Origin of the sequence: Sphingomonas lenta (assembly GCF_002288825.1) — a bacterium.
In the GTDB taxonomy this organism is placed as follows: Bacteria; Pseudomonadota; Alphaproteobacteria; order Sphingomonadales; family Sphingomonadaceae; genus Sphingomonas; species Sphingomonas lenta.
Genome location: NZ_NSLI01000003.1, coordinates 866,536 through 882,660, shown reverse-complemented (window position 1 = coordinate 882,660; position 16,125 = coordinate 866,536). Strand labels below are relative to the sequence as shown.

General features: G+C 69.7%; 17 protein-coding genes. 5 read left to right on the top strand and 12 right to left on the bottom strand.

Annotation, left to right across the window (positions count from 1 at the left end; translation table 11 throughout):
* The first annotated feature begins 8 nt into the window (after positions 1 to 8).
* Positions 9 to 959, top strand: a complete 951-nt coding sequence (locus CKY28_RS11480; protein WP_245841794.1) for a 50S ribosomal protein L11 methyltransferase — start codon at positions 9 to 11, stop codon at positions 957 to 959.
* A 144-nt stretch (positions 960 to 1,103) separates the two neighbouring features.
* On the opposite strand, the gene phhA is transcribed toward CKY28_RS11480, so the two are convergent.
* Complete coding sequence (gene phhA / locus CKY28_RS11475) at positions 1,104 to 1,976, bottom strand: phenylalanine 4-monooxygenase (RefSeq protein ID WP_095998431.1); 873 nt, start codon at positions 1,974 to 1,976, stop codon at positions 1,104 to 1,106.
* A 22-nt stretch (positions 1,977 to 1,998) separates the two neighbouring features.
* Between phhA and CKY28_RS11470 the strand changes: the two genes are divergently transcribed.
* The gene (locus CKY28_RS11470) at positions 1,999 to 2,682 is read left to right on the top strand and encodes a TIGR02117 family protein (protein WP_245841793.1); all 684 of its coding nucleotides are present in this window, start codon (positions 1,999 to 2,001) and stop codon (positions 2,680 to 2,682) included.
* Positions 2,643 to 3,368 (top strand): esterase/lipase family protein, encoded by a 726-nt coding sequence (locus tag CKY28_RS11465; protein ID WP_245841792.1) that lies wholly within the window; start codon positions 2,643 to 2,645, stop codon positions 3,366 to 3,368. Before CKY28_RS11470 ends, CKY28_RS11465 begins: the two co-directional genes overlap by 40 nt.
* Here CKY28_RS11465 and CKY28_RS11460 read toward each other — a convergent pair.
* Both CKY28_RS11460 and CKY28_RS11455 read right to left on the bottom strand, forming a co-directional pair.
* A complete protein-coding gene (locus tag CKY28_RS11460) occupies positions 3,355 to 3,645 on the bottom strand; it encodes a hypothetical protein (RefSeq protein WP_095998429.1) in 291 nt (96 codons plus the stop codon). The genes CKY28_RS11465 and CKY28_RS11460 overlap by 14 nt on opposite strands.
* Positions 3,645 to 4,622: a glycerophosphodiester phosphodiesterase gene (locus CKY28_RS11455; protein ID WP_095998628.1), complete on the bottom strand. Its 978-nt coding sequence runs from the start codon at positions 4,620 to 4,622 to the stop codon at positions 3,645 to 3,647. Before CKY28_RS11455 ends, CKY28_RS11460 begins: the two co-directional genes overlap by 1 nt.
* 132 nt (positions 4,623 to 4,754) lie before the next feature.
* Here CKY28_RS11455 and CKY28_RS11450 point away from each other — a divergent pair, with 132 nt between their 5' ends.
* Both CKY28_RS11450 and CKY28_RS11445 read left to right on the top strand, forming a co-directional pair.
* A complete protein-coding gene (locus tag CKY28_RS11450) occupies positions 4,755 to 5,678 on the top strand; it encodes an XdhC family protein (protein WP_095998428.1) in 924 nt (307 codons plus the stop codon).
* Positions 5,665 to 6,285 (top strand): nucleotidyltransferase family protein, encoded by a 621-nt coding sequence (locus CKY28_RS11445; RefSeq protein WP_095998427.1) that lies wholly within the window; start codon positions 5,665 to 5,667, stop codon positions 6,283 to 6,285. Before CKY28_RS11450 ends, CKY28_RS11445 begins: the two co-directional genes overlap by 14 nt.
* On the opposite strand, the gene CKY28_RS11440 is transcribed toward CKY28_RS11445, so the two are convergent.
* The 9 genes from CKY28_RS11440 to CKY28_RS11400 all read right to left on the bottom strand — a co-directional run bounded on the left by CKY28_RS11440 (position 6,266) and on the right by CKY28_RS11400 (position 16,069).
* Entirely contained in the window at positions 6,266 to 8,458 is a 2,193-nt protein-coding gene (locus tag CKY28_RS11440) for an acetyl-CoA carboxylase biotin carboxylase subunit (RefSeq protein ID WP_095998426.1), read from the bottom strand. The two genes, CKY28_RS11445 and CKY28_RS11440, sit on opposite strands and share 20 nt — an antisense overlap.
* 16 nt (positions 8,459 to 8,474) lie before the next feature.
* Positions 8,475 to 8,657 carry a hypothetical protein gene (locus tag CKY28_RS18695; protein ID WP_095998425.1) on the bottom strand — a complete coding sequence of 61 codons (183 nt, stop codon included), beginning with the start codon at positions 8,655 to 8,657 and terminating at the stop codon, positions 8,475 to 8,477.
* A complete protein-coding gene (gene bioB, locus CKY28_RS11430; RefSeq protein WP_176473074.1) occupies positions 8,654 to 9,733 on the bottom strand; it encodes a biotin synthase BioB in 1,080 nt (359 codons plus the stop codon). The genes CKY28_RS18695 and bioB overlap by 4 nt, the downstream gene beginning before the upstream one ends.
* Positions 9,734 to 9,786: 53 nt before the next feature.
* Positions 9,787 to 10,596, bottom strand: a complete 810-nt coding sequence (locus CKY28_RS11425; RefSeq protein WP_095998423.1) for a heme-dependent oxidative N-demethylase family protein — start codon at positions 10,594 to 10,596, stop codon at positions 9,787 to 9,789.
* Between the two features lie 31 nt (positions 10,597 to 10,627).
* The gene (locus CKY28_RS11420; RefSeq protein WP_095998422.1) at positions 10,628 to 10,993 is read right to left on the bottom strand and encodes a hypothetical protein; all 366 of its coding nucleotides are present in this window, start codon (positions 10,991 to 10,993) and stop codon (positions 10,628 to 10,630) included.
* The gene (gene scpA, locus CKY28_RS11415) at positions 10,990 to 13,221 is read right to left on the bottom strand and encodes a methylmalonyl-CoA mutase (RefSeq protein ID WP_095998421.1); all 2,232 of its coding nucleotides are present in this window, start codon (positions 13,219 to 13,221) and stop codon (positions 10,990 to 10,992) included. The genes CKY28_RS11420 and scpA overlap by 4 nt, the downstream gene beginning before the upstream one ends.
* Before the next feature lies 1 nt (position 13,222).
* Positions 13,223 to 14,008, bottom strand: a complete 786-nt coding sequence (locus CKY28_RS11410; RefSeq protein WP_095998420.1) for an enoyl-CoA hydratase-related protein — start codon at positions 14,006 to 14,008, stop codon at positions 13,223 to 13,225.
* A 16-nt stretch (positions 14,009 to 14,024) separates the two neighbouring features.
* Entirely contained in the window at positions 14,025 to 14,444 is a 420-nt protein-coding gene (gene mce / locus CKY28_RS11405; RefSeq protein ID WP_095998419.1) for a methylmalonyl-CoA epimerase, read from the bottom strand.
* Between the two features lie 110 nt (positions 14,445 to 14,554).
* The gene (locus tag CKY28_RS11400) at positions 14,555 to 16,069 is read right to left on the bottom strand and encodes an acyl-CoA carboxylase subunit beta (protein WP_425442511.1); all 1,515 of its coding nucleotides are present in this window, start codon (positions 16,067 to 16,069) and stop codon (positions 14,555 to 14,557) included.
* Positions 16,070 to 16,125: the final 56 nt, after the last annotated feature.

Below are 16,125 nucleotides of genomic sequence, written 5' to 3'. Positions count from 1 at the left end.
CAGAAGAAGTGGGCACCACTTCTTCGTCCGGCGGCGCGCCCAACAAAGATAGCTGGAAAGTCACCCTGCCCTGCACCAAGGCGGAGGCCGAGGCGATCGGCGACGCGGAGATGGAGGGCGTGGTCCTGCTCGTGACCGAGGAGGACGAGGCGACCGGGCGCTGGCGGCTGGACGCCTATGTCGAGGGTGAGCCGGATGCGGCGGCGCTGGCCGCGATCCGCGCGCTCACGTCGAGCGTCGCAGTCGAGCCGCGGGTCGAGGGGCTGGGCGACGAGGACTGGGTCACGCTGAGCCAGGCGGGGCTGGAGCCGATCCGCGAAGGCCGTTTCGTCGTGCACACCTCCGCCTTTCCGGTCGAGCCACCGCCGGGCGGACGCGCGTTCCTGATCGAGGCGGGACAGGCGTTCGGGACGGGGCACCACGAGACGACGGCGGGGTGCCTGCACGTGCTCGACGCCCTGGCCGAGCGCCGGTTCGCGAACGCGGTCGATCTCGGCACCGGCACGGGGCTGCTAGCCTTCGCCGCGCGCGAGCTGTGGCCGGACGCGCAGATCATGGCGACCGACATCGATCCGGTCGCGATCGAGGTGACACGCGAGAACATGGAGGTGAACGGCGTCGAGCGGATCGACCTCGTCGTCGCCGATGGCGCGCGCGATCCGGCCATTCAGGAGCGCGCGCCATTCGACCTGGTGATCGCCAACATCCTAGCCGGCCCGCTGATCGCGATGGCGCCGGAGGTGGCGGCGATCGCCGCGCCGGGGGCGGCGGTGGTGCTGGCGGGGCTGCTCGAGACTCAGGCGGACGCGGTGGTGAACGCATATCGCGCCGCCGGATGCGCGCTGGAGCGGAGCGAGCGGCGGGGAGACTGGACGATCCTGCTTCTTCGGGCGGGCGAGACGGTCTCCTCAGTCGCGCCGGCGAATAGCGATCGGAACGCCTGGGCGACAGATACCTAGATTCCGCCCCCGCTTACAGCGGGGGAGGGGGACCGCGCCCGCAGGGCGTGGTGGAGGGGGTACAGGGCGATGCCGCATCCCGTTGCTCCCCCTCCACCAGCCTGCGGCTGGTCCCCCTCCCCCGCTGTAAGCGGGGGAGGATTGCTAGGCCGCCAGCTTGCTTCGGGCGTAGTCCTGCGTGCCGCGGGTGATCAGTTCGTCGCCTTCCACGATTTCGGCGACGGGAATGTCGGGCAGCGCCTTAATCTCGGCGTAGAGCGGGGCGAAGTCGGTCTCAACCGTCACGCGCAGCAGCTCGTCAAAGCTGGGGATGACGAAGTAATTCTGCTGATAGTCGTCGATCCGGTACTCGGTCCGCATCACGCGCTTCAGGTCGAACGCGATGCGGTTGGGGCTGGGGTCGTCGAGCGCGAAGATGCTCTCGCCGTAGCTCGACACGATGCCGGAGCCGTAGATGCGCAGGTCCTCGCCTTGGCGGATCAGGCCGAACTCGACCGTGTACCAGTAGAGGCGCGACAGGTACTTGATCGCGTCGTGCTCGAGCGCGCGTAAGCCCCCGCGCCCGTACGCCGCGGCATAGTCGGCGAACACGGGGTCGGCGAGCATGGGGACGTGGCCGAACACGTCGTGGAAGACGTCGGGCTCCTGAAGATAGTCGAGCTGGTCGGGACGGCGGATGAAGTTGCCCGCGACGAAGCGGCGGTTCGCCATGTGGTCGAAGAACACGTCGTCGGGCACCAGCCCCGGCACGGCGACGACGCGCCAGCCGGTCAGCTTCTCCAGCCGGTCGGACAGCTCCTCGAAATTAGGGATGCCGCTCTCGGACAGCTTGAGCTGGTCGAGCCCGCGGAGGTACGCGTCCGACGCGCGGCCGGGCAGCAGCTTGATCTGGCGCTGGTACAGCGTGTCCCAGGTGGCGTGCTCCTCCGCGGTGAACCGCTCCCAGTTCTGCGGGATCGTCCAGTCGGCGTTGGCGCCTTCCGGCGGGCGGTCGAGAGCGTGGGTATCTTCTGCCATGGCGCGGCTCTAACATGGGGCGGTGCTGAAACGAAACGCGTTGGGCTGGGCCCGGGTTGCCTCGATCTGGGTCGCGGGTGCGGTCGGCACCTTGCTTGTCGCGCTCGCCTTATACGCCGTGGCTGGGCTGGTCGGCGGCGCGATCCCGGCGAACGACGCGTGGCGGCCGCCGGCGGAGGGCGTGCGCATCTTCGTCGAGTCGAACGGCGTCCACACCGGCATCGTCGTCCCCAAGGTGGCGGAGGGCGTCGACTGGCGGCCGCTGGTGCGGCCAGAGCACCTGGCGGACCCGCGTTATGGCGGACACACGCACCTGTCCTTCGGCTGGGGCGACCGCGCCTTTTATCTCGAGACGCCCACCTGGTCGGAGGTGAAGCCCGCGACCGTGCTGGCGGCGGCGCGCGGGAGCGAGGACACGCTGGTCCATGTCGACCACGTGCCCGAGCCGATACCGGGCGTGGAGGTGCGCGCGATCACGCTCCGGCCGGAGGAGTATCGGCGGCTGGCCGACTTCATCCGCCGCACCTTCGCCGACGCGCCGCGCCATTATCGCGGGTATGGGCCGTACGACGTGTTCTACGACGCGAAGGGCAGCTACTCCTTCCGGCGGACCTGCAACGCCTGGACGGGCGAGGCGCTGCGCCACGCGGGCGTGCGCGTGGGCAGGTGGACGCCGTTTCCGGTGACGGTGCTCAACTGGTTCTGACGCCCCGCCCGCCGTCAAAGCTGCTCTGGGCCGCGGAGTTCCCGCGCGCGGTGTGGATGCTCGCGACCTGGTGGCGGCACCGGGCGCGGGTCAGGGGCGTGCCGGCGGCGAGCGGCGGTGCGGTAATGCTGCTGCCGGGGATGTTCAACTCGGACCGCTCGAACTTCCTGCTCAGGCGCTTCCTGCGGCGGCTGGGCTACCGCGTCGAGGGTTGGGGGCTGGGCCGCAACCTGGGCGTGCGCAGCGTCGGCCCCGACGCCGAGCGGCTGATCGCGCGTGTGGAGGCGCTGGCGGCGGAGGCCGGGCCGGTGGCGCTGGTCGGCGTCAGCCTGGGGGGCATGCTCGCGCGGCTAGTGGCGCATCGGCGGCCGGATCTGGTGCGGCAGGTCGTCACCATCAGCTCGCCTTTCGCGGGTTCCGGCCGGGCGACGAATGTCTGGCGAGCGTTCGAGATTGTCACGGGCGAGCGGCTGGACAGTCCCGCAGTGGTCGAGCGGGCGGCGCTGATCGCGAGTCCCCTGCCCGTCCCGGCCACCGCGATCTGGAGCCGGACGGACGGGCTCGTCGCCGGCGAGATCTGCCGCGACGAGCATTGCGACGCGGTCGAGGTCAGGAGCTCGCACCTATGGGTGCAGCTCAAGCCCGAGGTTCTGATCGTAGTCGCGCAGGCGCTCAGTTGTCGTTAGCGGCGACGTAGCCGTCATAGCCGCGGCACTCGTCGCGGTCCGGGTTGCGACGGCAGCGGCGCTCGTACTCGCGGCGCTCGCGCCCTTCGCGCGCTTCCTTCTTGCGCATCTCGCGGCCGTAGTTGCGGTCGGCCTCGTCCTGGCTCGTCGTGGTCCAGTCGACGACCTGGCCCGCGACCTTGACCGGCGCGGTGGCGACGTTCCAGGCGGTACGCGCGATGCAGCCGCCCGAAAGGAGCGGCAGCGCGAGCGCGGCGGCGAGAACGGTCTTACGCATTACTGGTGCTCCTTGACGGCGAGGACGCCTGTTGCCGGAAAGTCGGTGAAAAATCCGTCTATTCCAAGGCGAAGCGCGGCCGCAATCTCGCCGTGCAAATCGCCGCGCCCGGCCGGGTCCTCGCCGCGGCGGAAAGGCTGGGCCAGGAACTGGTTCTCCGCGCGGAACGTCCAGGGATGGACGCGCAGGCCCGCCCGGTGCGCGTCGCGGACGAGTGCGCCGCCACGGCCGCCCAGCATCGCCTTGTTGGGGCCGATCCCCCAGGCGTAGCCGGCGATGTCGCGTAGGCCGTCGAGCGTCGCCATCGCGGCGTAGCTGGGCCGTGCGCCGTCCGCCGGGCCGCCCGTCGCGTCGAGCAGCTGGATCAAGCGGATGCGGGTCAGCTTCGACAAGCGTCGGAGGTTGGCGACCTCGAACGACTGGATGAACACGGGCGCGTCCGCAGTCGACCAGCCGGCGGCGTGGAGCGCGCGCACCAGCGGCTCGTCGGTGCCGAGCCCGATTGAGGCGAAATAGGTCGGGAGCTTGGTTTCCGGGTAGATGGCGATCGTCCGCCCCAGCTCGGCCGAGCGGCGCTTGGCGAGGTCGATCACCTCCTGCAGCGTCGGGATCGCCTCCTGCCCGTCGAAAGCGGTGTTGCCGGGCCGGAGCTTGGGCAGCCGCTCGCGGGCGCGAAGCCGCTTCAGCTCGGCGAGCGTGAAGTCCTCGGTGAACCAGCCCGTCACCGCCCGCCCGTCGATCGTCTTGGTCGTGCGGCGCGCGGCGAACTCGGGGCGGTCGGCCACGTCGGTCGTCTCGCCGATCTCGTTCTCGTGCCGGGCGACGAGCACGCCGTCCTTGGTCGGCACAAGGTCGGGCTCAATCACGTCCGCGCCTTGCGCAATGGCCAGGTCGTAGGCGGCGATCGTGTGCTCCGGCCGCTCGCCGCTGGCGCCGCGGTGCGCGATGACGATAGGGGGCGAGAGCGGCTTCTCCATGCGCGTCCCCTGCCCCGGCGCGGCGCAGGACGCCAGCGCGAGCAGCGGGACAAGCACCAGTCGTTGCGGAACCAAGCTGATCACCTACGTTGTGGCCGGGGCGGGAACGTGCCCGCCCCTTGGGACGGTTTCATGACGGACAACGACAGCGTCCTCGCCGCCGCGCACGCCTGGAGGGGCGAGCCGATGGCGATCGCGACCGTCGTGTCCACCTGGGGTTCCGCGCCGCGCCCGAAGGGCAGCCACATGCTCGTCCACGCCGACGGCCGGTTCGAGGGGTCGGTGTCGGGCGGCTGCGTCGAGACCGACATCCTGCAGACCGCCGCCGACGTGATCGCGGGCGCGCCCTTTCAGCTGAAGCGCTACGGTGTCGCCGACGCCGCCGCCTGGGAGGTGGGCCTGCCCTGCGGCGGCGAGATCGCGGTGATGGTGCAGCCCGTCTCCGCGCACGGCTTCGACCCCGAACTGTTCGACCGCGTCACCGAGGCGCGCGAGGATGGTCGGTCGCTGACGGTCACGACCGACCTCGCCACCGGTCACTCCTTGCTGCGCCCGCAGGAGACGGGCGAGGTGTTCGTCAACCGCTACGACCCGCCGCGCCGGTTGCTGATCGTGGGCGCGGTGCAGATCGCGCAGTCGCTGGTCGGCCTCGCCCGCACGCTGGGCATGAGGGCGGTCGTCATCGACCCCCGCGCGCGGTTCCTCACGCCCGAGCGCTTCCCCGACACGACTCTCGACGATCGCTGGCCGGACGAGGCGATCGCAGCCTACAAGCCCGGTCCGGCGACGGCGGTGATCACGCTCAGTCACGACACCAAGATCGACGACCCCGCGCTGATCGAGGCGCTCCGCCACCCGACCACCTATGTCGGCGCGCTGGGGAGCAAACGCAGCCATGCCGCGCGGCGGGAGCGCCTGGCCGAAGCGGGCGTTCCCACTCACGACATCGACCGGATCGACGGCCCGGTCGGGCTCCCCATCGGCGCCGTCGGCCCGTCGGAGATCGCGCTGTCGATCGCCGCCGCCACCGTGAGGGCGTTCCATGATCACGATTGAGAACACCGCGCTCGTGCTCCTCGCCGCCGGCCGGTCGGCGCGGTACGGCGATGTCGGCTCCAAGCTGGACGAGGAGTTCCTGGGCAAGCCGCTGGGCGTCCATGTCGCCGTCACGCTGGAGGACATGCCGTTCCTGGCGCGCGCGGCGGTCGTGGATCGGTGCCGCATCGACTACGCCGCCCACGGCTTCGAGATGATCCGGAACTACGAGGCCGCCGAGGGTATCGCCAGCTCGGTCCGCCGCGGCGTCGAGTTCGCGCGCCGGCACGATGCGGCGGCTGTCATGTTCGCGCTCGCCGACATGCCGCGCGTCACCGTCTCGCACGTGTACCGGATGTTCGACGTGGCGAACAATCCTTCGCACGTCGTCGCCTCGTCGGACGGGACGCAGACCAAGCCGCCCGGCATCTTCGGGCGCGACCGGTTCGACTTCCTCATGTCGCTCCGGGGCGACCAAGGCGCGCGCGACCTGGTCAGGGGCGGGCGGCACGTCGTGACCAGCCCGGCCGAGCTGATCGACGTCGACACCCCTGAGGAGCTGGAAGAGCTGCGCGCGCTGGTCCGTCCGCGCGCGCGTCAGGCGGCGCTCACTCCAGTTCGAGAATGACCGCGTCCACCGCCAGGCTCTCGCCGGGCCTGGCCTCGACCGTCTTGACCGTGCCCGATTTACCTGCGCGCAGGATGTTCTCCATCTTCATCGCCTCCACGACGGCGAGCGGCTGGCCGGCCTCGACGCGGTCCCCCACGCCCACGTGCAGGCGCACGAGCAGACCCGGCATGGGCGCGAGCAGGTAGCGCGACAGGTCGGGCGGGACCTTCTCGATCAGGTGCTGCGCCAGCGGCGCGAGGCGGGCGGGCAGCACGCGGACCTTGTGCGTGCGCCCGCGCGCGTTGAGGCGGAAGCCGGCGGGGGCGCGCTCGATCTTGACCGCGTAGCTCTCCTCGCCCGCTTCGACCTCCACCACGCGGTCGCCGGGCGTGTACTCCATCGACAGGTCGAGCGGCTCGCCATCGACGGTCAGGCCGTCGGTCGAGACGTGGACCGCGTGGTCCTCGCCGCCAATCCGCACGACCCAGTCGGCGGGCGGTGTCAAGCGACGCCCCAGCTGCCCGTCCACGCGCCGCGCGCGGTCGGCGTGGGCGGTGGCAGCAAAGGCGGCGACGGCGGCGAGCGTTTGCGTCAGCTCCGCGGTCGCAGGCGCGCCTTGGAAGCCCTCCGGATACTCCTCGGCGATGAACCCCGTCGTCAGCTCGCCCGAGCGGAAGCGGGGGTGCTGCATGAGGGCTGAGAGGAAGTCGAGATTGTGGCCCGGCCCGACGATCTCGAACTGGTCCAGCGCCGCGACCTGAAGGTTGGCGGCCTCATCGCGCGTGGGAGCCCAGGTGACGAGCTTGGCGATCATGGGATCGTAGAACATCGACACCTCGCCGCCCTCGGCGACGCCGTCGTCGACGCGGACGTAACCACTCCCGTTCGTAGCCTCGCCCCTTCCGTTCGTCTCGAGCGTAGTCGAGAAACAGATCAGGCCGTCATCGCCCAAAGGCTTCTCGACTACGCTCGAAGCGAACGGTTGAGGGCTGGGGCCGCCCCCTCCACCGTTCGTGTCGAGCTCAGTCGAGACACGCTGGGGAGCGCTCGAAGCGAACGGGGGTGGGGTGACCGGCTCCTGACGCGCGTCGGCCTCGGGCGGGTTGTACCGCACCAGCCGCCCGATGCTCGGCAGGAAGCCGCGATACGGGTCCTCGGCGTAGACGCGGTTCTCGATCGCGTGGCCGGTGAGCGTGATGTCGTCCTGGCCGAACGGCAGCTTTTCACCATAGGCGACGCGGATCATCTGCTCGACCAGGTCGACGCCCGTCACCGCCTCGGTGACGGGGTGCTCGACCTGGAGCCGCGTGTTCATCTCGAGGAAGTAGAAGCTCTTGCCGGTCGTGTCCGCGCCCGACACGATCAGCTCGACGGTGCCCGCCGAGTGGTAACCGACCGCCCTCGCCAGAGCCACCGCCTGCTCGCCCATGGCGCGGCGCATCTCGGGGGTGACGAAGGGCGACGGCGCCTCCTCGACGACCTTTTGATGGCGGCGCTGGATCGAGCATTCGCGCTCGCCCAGATAGACGATGTTGCCGTGCTGATCGCCGAGCACCTGGATCTCGATGTGGCGGGGCGATTCGATAAATTTCTCGATGAACACGCGGTCGTCGCCGAAGCTCGCCAGGCCCTCGCGCTTGGTCGCCTCGAAGCCCTCGCGCACGTCCTGCTCCGACCAGGCGAGCCGCATCCCCTTGCCGCCGCCGCCGGCGCTCGCCTTCATCATCACGGGGTAGCCGATGTCGGACGCGATGCGGACCGCCTCGTCCGTGTCGGCGATGTCGCCCAGATAGCCGGGGACGACGTTGACGCCCGCCTGGGCGGCGAGCTTCTTCGACTCGATCTTGTCGCCCATTGCCGCGATCGCGTTCGGCGGCGGGCCGACGAAGGCGATGCCGGCGTCGGCGCAGGCGCGCGCGAACGACTCGCGTTCGGAGAGGAAGCCGTAGCCGGGATGGATGCAGTCCGCGCCCGTCTCCTTGGCGGCGAGCAGGATCAGCTCGGCCTTAAGGTAGCTCTCCGCCGCCGGCGCGGGCCCGAGCCGCACCGCCTCGTCGGCCATCAGCACGTGCGGGGATCGCGCATCGGCGTCGGAATAGACCGCGACCGTCTTCAGGCCCATGCGCTTGGCGGTCCGGAACACCCGGCACGCGATCTCGCCGCGGTTGGCGACCAGGATCTTGTTGAACATTAGCCTCGCCTATCCCTCACCTTCTCACAGCCGGAAGGCGCATGTTGATCTTATCCAGCAGCTCCCGAACCTCGGCACGGGTCCAGCCGATGCGCGTCTGAAATTCCCAGTCCTCGATGCGCACGCCGTTGCACAGCTCGTTCAGGCAGTTGTTGAGCATATTCAGCTCGTCCGCGCTGAACTCCAAAGCGTCATTCATTCCGCTGCCGCCCGCATCGGTTCCTCGCCCGCGAGCGGCGTCAACCCCAGCTTCGCGAACAATGCGGCGTCGGCACTGTCGCCGCGGTTGCCGGTGGTGAGCAGCTTGTCACCGGTGAAGATCGAGTTCGCGCCCGCCAGGAAGCAGAGCGCCTGCGTCGCTTCCCCCATGCTCTCGCGGCCGGCGGAGAGGCGGACGGTGCTCATCGGCATGGTGATGCGCGCGACGGCGACGGTGCGGACGAACTCGATGTCGTCGATCTTCGCCATTGGGGTGTCGGCGAGCATATCGCCCAAGGGCGTGCCCTTGACCGGCACGAGCGCGTTGACAGGGACGCTTTCCGGATGGCGCGGGAGCGTGGCGAGCGCGTGGACGAAGCCGACGCGGTCCTCGCGCGTCTCGCCCATGCCGACGATACCGCCGCAGCAGACGTTGATGCCAGCCTCGCGCACATTCTCCAGCGTCTCCAGCCGGTCGGCGAAGGTGCGCGTCGAGATGACCTCGCCGTAGCGCTCGGGCGAGGTGTCGATATTGTGGTTGTAATAGTCGAGGCCGGCGTCGGCGAGGCGCCGGGCCTGGTGCGGTTCGAGCATGCCAAGCGTCATGCACGTCTCCAGCCCCATGGCGCGCACGCCCTCCACCATGGCGCAGATCGCGTCCATGTCGCGGTCCTTGAGGTTACGCCAGGCGGCACCCATGCAGAAGCGCTGCGAGCCCGCGTCCTTGGCCTGCGCCGCCGCCTGGAGCACGGCGCGGACGTCCATGAGCTTGGTCGCCGTGAGGCCGGTGTCGGCGTGGGCGGATTGCGAGCAATAGCCGCAATCCTCCGGGCAGCCGCCGGTCTTGATCGAGAGCAACGTCGCGAGCTGGACCTGGCCGTGCGCGTGGTGGGTGCGGTGCACCTCGGCGGCGCGGAAGACGAGCTCGGTGAAGGGTAGGTCGAACAGCGCGGCGATCTCGGCGCGGGTCCAGTCGGTGCGGACCTCGTCGAGCGCGGGCCCGCCACCCTCCCCGTTCGTGTCGAGCTCGGTCGAGGGTGTCGCGCCAGCGACGCCCTCCGCGGGGTGCGCCTGGATCCGTTTCTCGACTGGGCTCGAAACGAACGGGGTTGTTTGCACGCTCTCTCCTATCATGCCGCGCTCCTTGCCGTTCGATCGGCCAAGCCGCAAGCGTAGGCCGCGAGCGCATCGGCGTAGTACGGGGCAGCACGACGCTCGCGCTCGCCTGCAGGCACGGCGATGACGGCGTGGGCGACGCCCTGGACGACGCTGTCCGGCAGTGCGTCGAGCCGGGCGACGTGGATGCCGATGGTGAACAGCACCGCGCCGCTGTCCGGCAGCCGGCGGAGCGTCTGGCGCTCGCAGCGGACGAAAAGCGTCCGGCCGGCGTTGTCGGGGGTGACCTGCGCGAAGCGCTCGGCGGGATCGCCCTCCGGCAGGTAGCGCCAGTCAGCCGTCGGCACGACGAACCAATTGGCGCGGCCGAAGATCGGGCCGGGTCGGAGCGTCGCGAAGAAATGGTCCACCCCGCTCGACAGCTTCTCCGCATAACCGTGGATGGGCGCGTGCACCTCGGCGAGCGGCAGGCCCATCTTCTCGTGGAGCCGCCAGTCGGTCGGGAAGCCGACCGCGCCGGCGACCAGGCGGTAGGCGCCGTCGGGGCCGGGGAGCAGGAGACAGAGGTCCTCCCAGGTCGCCCGTGCGGCTTCGGCGAGGCCGCCGGGAACGCCGAGCATGGCGGCGAGCTCGCGGACGGCCGATTCGGCTTCGGGCAGGACCCGCACGGCGTCCGGATGCGCGTCGAACACGGACGCGCGGGCAGCGCGGTCGAAATCACGTTGGAGCCAGTCCGCTTCGGAAAGTCGTCGCAGCCCCATCTTCAGCCCGCCCGGCGCGGAGCCGACAGGAGCAAGCTCGGCGACGGAGAAGCCCAAGGTCATGTCGCGATCGACTTACCGGGACGCGCCCAGTTCACGACAGGGTATCAAGCCAGATCGCGAGGAATGCGCCGACCCCTACACCCATGAACAGGCCGGAGGCTCTGATCTGCAGCGGCAGCCATCGCTGCGGCTCGCGCCCTCTCGCCCGCGCGTCGGCCAGGGATGTAGCGGCCGAGAACGCCAGAACGCCCGCGATCGCGACGGCCACGGCCACCAAGATGACGCTGGTGGGCTTCAACTCACCCGCCTGCGTCTCTTCGCGAACCGTCAGAAGGCCACCCAATATGAGCAGCGAGAGCGTGGTGATGAATTTGGCGAGGTCGTAGAGCAGCGCCTCGCCGTAGTGCGCCGGCCCGGCTTGGTCGGCTGGTTTGACGCGGGTCTCGTCGTCGGTCACTCCGCCGCCTCCTGCTCCGGCGGCATGTTGTGGCCCAGCAGGCGCAACACCTCCTCCGCCGCGTGGATCAGGTTGGTGCCCGGCCCGAAGATCGCCTGCACGCCCGCGTCGCGCAGCGTCTGGTAGTCCCGCGCGGGAATGACGCCGCCCGCCACGACCTTGATATCCGCGCGCCCTGCGTCGCGCAGCTCGTTGATCAGCTCGGGGATAAGCGTCTTGTGCCCAGCGGCGAGGCTGGACGCGCCGACCACGTCGACGTCGCTGTCGATCGCGAGCCGGGCGGCTTCCTGCGGCGTCTGGAACAGCGGGCCGGGCACGACCTCGAATCCCAAGTCACCGAACATCGAGCTGACGAGGTTCGCGCCGCGGTCGTGACCGTCCTGGCCCATCTTGGCCACCAGCATGCGCGGGCGGCGGCCCATGCGGCGCTCGGTGGCGGCAACGCCATCGGTCAGGCGGTCCCAGCGCGCATCGTCCTTGTAGGAGCCGCCGTAGACGCCGCGTACGGGCGTGGGCTGCGTGCCGTAGCGGCCGAACACGTCCTCCATCGCCTGGCTAATCTCGCCCAAGGTGGCGCGGGCGCGGGCGGCCTCGACGGCGAGCTCGAGCAGGTTGGCGCTGCCCCGCGCACCCTCGCGCAAGGCGTCGAGCGCGCGGCGGCAGGCGTCTTCGTCACGACCCGCCTTCACCTGGTTGATGCGCGCGATCTGGCCCTCGCGCACCGCGTGGTTGTCGACCTCCAGGATCTCGATCGGGTCGTCCTGCGCCGGGCGGTACTTGTTCACGCCGACGATCACCGTCTCGCCGCGGTCGACCTGCGCGGCGCGGGCGGCGGACGCCTCCTCGATCATCGCCTTGGGCCAGCCCGCCGCGACGGCCCGCGCCATGCCGCCCTCGCGCTCGATGCGGTCGAGGAGCTCGGTCGCCCTGCCGACCAGCTGTTGGGTCAGCGCTTCGACGTAGTAGCTGCCGCCCAAAGGATCGACGACCTTGGTGATCCCCGTCTCTTCCTGCAGTACGAGCTGCGTGTTGCGCGCGATGCGCGCCGAAAAGTCGGTGGGGAGCGCGATCGCCTCGTCGAGCGCGTTGGTGTGGAGCGACTGGGTGCCGCCCAGCGCCGCCGCCAGCGCCTCGATCGTGGTGCGGATGACGTTGTTGTACGGGTCCTGCTCCTGGAGGCTCACGCCCGACGTCTGGCAGTGGGTGCGCAGCATCTTGGACCGCTCGTCCTTCGCGCCCAGCTCCGTCATGACGCGGTGCCAGAGCGTGCGCGCGGCGCGGAGCTTGGCCACCTCCATGAAGAAGTTCATGCCGATTGCGAAGAAGAAGCTGAGGCGGCCGGCGAACTTGTCGATGTCCAGCCCGGACGCCATCGCCGCCTTTACGTACTCGCGGCCGTCGGCGATGGTGAAGGCGAGCTCCTGCACCTGCGTCGCGCCCGCCTCCTGCATGTGGTAGCCGGAGATGGAGATGCTGTTGAACTTGGGCATCTCGCGCGATGTATAAGCGATGATGTCCGACACGATCCGCATGCTGGGTTCGGGCGGGTAGATGTACGTGTTGCGGACCATGAACTCCTTGAGGATGTCGTTCTGAATGGTCCCGTCGAGCTTGGCGCGCTCGACCCCCTGCTCCTCCCCGGCGACGATGAAGAAGGCGAGGATCGGGATCACCGCGCCGTTCATGGTCATGCTGACCGACATCTGATCGAGGGGGATGCCCTCGAACAGGATCTTCATGTCCTCCACCGAGTCGATGGCGACGCCCGCCTTGCCGACGTCGCCCACGACGCGCGGGTGGTCGCTGTCGTAGCCGCGATGGGTGGCGAGATCGAAGGCGACCGACAGCCCCTTCTGCCCTGCCGCCAAGTTGCGGCGGTAGAAGGCGTTCGACTCCTCGGCGGTCGAGAAGCCGGCGTACTGGCGGATGGTCCAGGGCCGCCCCGCGTACATCGACGCGCGAACGCCGCGCGTGAAGGGCGCGAAGCCGGGCAGGCCCGGGTCTCGGCGAACGTCGTCGGCGGTGTAGAGCGGCTTGACGTCGATCCCCTCCGGGGTCGCCCAGGTCAGGTCCGCGCCCTTGACCTCCTTGGCCGCGAGCTTCTCCCAGTCGGCGAGTGATGCGGTGCGCGGCGGCTCGGGGAGGTCGCGCGGCGTTGGGGCCAGCCCCGGGTCCTCGCCGGGTGCGAGCGGCCCCGTGACGCCTACGATGTCCGACTCTTCCGCCATGTCACTGTCCTTTGAACGCGGGCGCCCGCTTCTCCAGGAACGCGCGGGCGCCTTCGATGGCGTCGGCTGTTCCGGCGGCGGTCCGCTGTCCGGCCGCCTCGCGCTGCATGGCGTCGCCGTAGGTCCCGTCCATCGCCCGCGCAATGTTCCGCCGCATGACGCCCAACGCCACCGTCGGCCCGCGCGCGAGGCGATCGGCGAGCGCGGTCGCGTGCTCCATCAGCGCGTCGTCGTCCACGCACGCGTGGATCAGGCCCCAGCCTTCCGCCTTCTCCGCGCCGATCTTCTCGCCTAGCATCATCATCTCGGTCGCGCGCGCCTTGCCCACCAAGCGCGGGAGCATCCACGACGCCCCACCGTCGGGCACCAGGCCAATATTGACGAACGCCTGGAGGAAGTAGGCCGAGCGTCCCGCGACCGCAAAGTCGGCGGCGAGCGCGAGCGAACAGCCGATCCCCGCCGCCGGGCCGTTCACCGCGGTGACGACCGGGACGGGCAGCTCGGCGAGGCGCGCCATTAGCGGGTTGTACCAGCGGGTCAGCGCCTCGTCCGACGCCTCGCCGCCGCTCACCGAGCGTTCGCCACGCGCCTGCAAGTCCGCGCCCGAGCAGAAGGCGCGCCCCGCCCCCGTGATCAGCACCGCGCGCGCGCCGTCGAGCTTCGCCAGCGCCGCCGACATCTCCTCCGCGCTCTCCAGCGACAGAGCGTTCAACCGCTCGGGGCGGTTCAGCGTCAAGTGGAGCACGTCGCCGCGGCGCTCCGCCAGGATCGTCCGGTATTCGGTCATGCGCCCTCCCCTATGCTCAATGATCGCCTTTCGGCTCCTCCATCAGCTCCACCAGCACGCCGCCGAAATTGCGCGGGTGGACGAACACGATCGGCGTCCCATGCGCGCCGATACGCGGTTCGCCCAGCACGGTCGCGCCGCGCTCCTCAAGTTCGGCGACGGCGGCTTGGATGTCCGGCACCTCGAAGCAGAGGTGGTGCTGCCCGCCCGCCGGGTTCTTGGCGAGGAAGCCAGCGATCGGTGATTTCTCGTCCAAGGGCTGGATCAGCTCCACCTGCGTGTTCGGCGCGTCGACGAAGCACACGCGCACGCCCTGCGCGGGCAAGTCGAACGGCTCGCCGACCGCAGTCGCGCCGAGCAACGTGCGGTAGGTCTCGACCGAGCGCTCGATGGAGGGCGTAGCGACGCCGACATGGTTGAGGCGGCCGAGGTTCATCGTGCGTCCTTCACAGAAGGTAATCCGCCAGCCGGATTAACAGTGTCAGCACCGCCGCGACCACGCCGAGCATGACCAGCCAGCGCACCCAGGCAGGCCGACGTGGGCCGTTAGAGCGGGATGTTGTCATGCTTCTTCCACGGGTTCTCGAGCTGCTTGCCGCGTAACTTGCGCAATCCTAGCGCGATGCGGCGGCGGGTGGAGTGCGGCTGGATGACCTCGTCGATGAAGCCTTTGGAGGCGGCAACGAAGGGGTTCGCGAAACGTGCTTCGTATTCGGCGGTGCGCTCGGCGATCTCTTCGGGTGTGCGGCCGCGGAAGATGATCTCGACGGCGCCCTTGGCGCCCATCACCGCGATCTCGGCGGTGGGCCAGGCGTAGTTCAAGTCGCCGCGCAGGTGCTTGGACGCCATGACGTCGTAGGCGCCGCCATAGGCCTTGCGCGTGATCACGGTGATCTTGGGCACGGTCGCCTCGGCATAGGCGAAGAGCAGCTTCGCGCCGTGCTTGATGATGCCGTTATGCTCCTGCGCGGTGCCGGGCAGGAAGCCGGGCACGTCGACGAAGGTGATGATCGGGATCTCGAACGCGTCGCAGAAGCGGACGAAGCGCGCGGCCTTCTTGGACGAGTTAATGTCGAGCACGCCGGCCAGGACCATAGGCTGGTTGGCGACAACGCCGACCGTACGGCCCTCCACGCGGCCGAAGCCGCAGATGATGTTGGCAGCGTGGGCGGGCTGGACCTCGAAGAAGTCGCCCTCGTCCACGACCTTCCGGATCAGCTCGTGCATGTCGTAGGGCTGGTTGGCGGAGGCGGGGATCAGCGTGTCGAGCGAGTCCTCGACGCGGTCCCAGGGGTCGGCGGTCGGACGCTCCGGGACCCCTTCACGGTTCGAGAGCGGCAGGAAATCGACGAAGTCGCGCGCGGCGAGCAGCGCCTCTACGTCGTTCTCGAACGCGACGTCGGCGACGCTCGTCTTGGTCGTGTGCGTCACCGCGCCGCCCAGCTGCTCTTGGGTCACGACCTCGTTCGTCACCGTCTTCACCACGTCGGGGCCGGTGACGAACATGTAGCTCGAGTCCTTCACCATGAAAATGAAGTCGGTCATGGCGGGCGAGTAGACCGCACCGCCCGCGCAGGGGCCCATGATAAGGCTGAGCTGCGGCACGACGCCCGACGCGAGCACGTTCCTCTGGAACACCTCGGCGTAGCCGGCGAGGCTGGCGACCCCCTCCTGGATGCGCGCGCCGCCGCTGTCGTTCAGGCCGATCACGGGCGCCCCCACTTTCATGGCCATGTCCATGACCTTGCAGATCTTCTGCGCGTGCCGTTCCGACAACGAGCCGCCGAACACGGTGAAATCCTGGGAGAAGACGAAGACGAGGCGGCCGTTGATCGTGCCCGATCCGGTCACCACCCCGTCGCCGGGGTACACCTGCTCCGCCATGCCGAAGTCGATGCAGTTGTGCTCGACGAACATATCCAGTTCCTCGAACGAGTTCTCGTCGAGGAGCACGTCGAGGCGTTCACGGGCGGTGAGCTTGCCCTTGGCGTGCTGCGCGGCGACGCGCTTCTCGCCGCCGCCGAGGCGCGCCGCGGCCCGTTTCGTCTCCAGCTCCTGCATCGTCGACGACAACGACCCTCTCCTCGCTACACGACCTGACCCAAGCCTGTAGGCGC